This is a genomic window from Enterococcus sp. AZ101, assembly GCF_050499005.1.
GTDB lineage: Bacteria > Bacillota > Bacilli > Lactobacillales > Enterococcaceae > Enterococcus_L > Enterococcus_L ureilyticus.
On record NZ_JBMHEZ010000006.1, the window covers coordinates 1 to 1,772 of the forward strand.

The following is a 1,772-nucleotide window of genomic DNA, read 5'->3' on the forward strand; positions in this document are numbered from 1 at the left end:
GTAGACCTTTGAAAACTGAACAAAGTAAGACGAACCAAATGTGTAGGTTGTTTTTACAACGGTAAAAACAAACAACAATTTTTAACAAGCAAGCAATATGCTAGCAACCAAATGAGCTTATCGATCGCAAGATCGTGTTCAACTTTTATTATGAGAGTTTGATCCTGGCTCAGGACGAACGCTGGCGGCGTGCCTAATACATGCAAGTCGAACGCTTCTTTTCTACCGAGTGCTTGCACTCATTTGAAAAGAAGAGTGGCGGACGGGTGAGTAACACGTGGGTAACCTACCCATCAGAGGGGGATAACACTTGGAAACAGGTGCTAATACCGCATAATAGTCGACACCGCATGGTGTTGATTTGAAAGACGCTTTCGGGTGTCACTGATGGATGGACCCGCGGTGCATTAGCTAGTTGGTGAGGTAACGGCTCACCAAGGCCATGATGCATAGCCGACCTGAGAGGGTGATCGGCCACACTGGGACTGAGACACGGCCCAGACTCCTACGGGAGGCAGCAGTAGGGAATCTTCGGCAATGGACGAAAGTCTGACCGAGCAACGCCGCGTGAGTGAAGAAGGTTTTCGGATCGTAAAACTCTGTTGTTAGAGAAGAACAAGTAGGAGAGTAACTGCTCTTACCTTGACGGTATCTAACCAGAAAGCCACGGCTAACTACGTGCCAGCAGCCGCGGTAATACGTAGGTGGCAAGCGTTGTCCGGATTTATTGGGCGTAAAGCGAGCGCAGGCGGTTTCTTAAGTCTGATGTGAAAGCCCCCGGCTCAACCGGGGAGGGTCATTGGAAACTGGGAGACTTGAGTGCAGAAGAGGAGAGTGGAATTCCATGTGTAGCGGTGAAATGCGTAGATATATGGAGGAACACCAGTGGCGAAGGCGACTCTCTGGTCTGTAACTGACGCTGAGGCTCGAAAGCGTGGGGAGCAAACAGGATTAGATACCCTGGTAGTCCACGCCGTAAACGATGAGTGCTAAGTGTTGGAGGGTTTCCGCCCTTCAGTGCTGCAGCTAACGCATTAAGCACTCCGCCTGGGGAGTACGACCGCAAGGTTGAAACTCAAAGGAATTGACGGGGGCCCGCACAAGCGGTGGAGCATGTGGTTTAATTCGAAGCAACGCGAAGAACCTTACCAGGTCTTGACATCCTTTGACCACTCGAGAGATCGAGCTTTCCCTTCGGGGACAAAGTGACAGGTGGTGCATGGTTGTCGTCAGCTCGTGTCGTGAGATGTTGGGTTAAGTCCCGCAACGAGCGCAACCCTTATTGTTAGTTGCCATCATTCAGTTGGGCACTCTAGCGAGACTGCCGGTGACAAACCGGAGGAAGGTGGGGATGACGTCAAATCATCATGCCCCTTATGACCTGGGCTACACACGTGCTACAATGGGAAGTACAACGAGTCGCTAGGCCGCGAGGTCATGCAAATCTCTTAAAGCTTCTCTCAGTTCGGATTGTAGGCTGCAACTCGCCTACATGAAGCCGGAATCGCTAGTAATCGCGGATCAGCACGCCGCGGTGAATACGTTCCCGGGCCTTGTACACACCGCCCGTCACACCACGAAAGTTTGTAACACCCGAAGTCGGTGAGGTAACCCTTGTGGAGCCAGCCGCCTAAGGTGGGATAGATGATTGGGGTGAAGTCGTAACAAGGTAGCCGTATCGGAAGGTGCGGCTGGATCACCTCCTTTCTAAGGAATATTACGGAAACTTACACATTCGTCGACACTTTGTTCAGTTTTGAGAGGTTTACTCT

General features: G+C 51.2%; 1 rRNA gene. It reads left to right on the plus strand.

From position 1 onward, the window contains the following. The first annotated feature begins 146 nt into the window (after window positions 1-146). Window positions 147-1,707 (plus strand): 16S ribosomal RNA (locus tag IGJ50_RS17070). Window positions 1,708-1,772 lie beyond the last annotated feature (65 nt).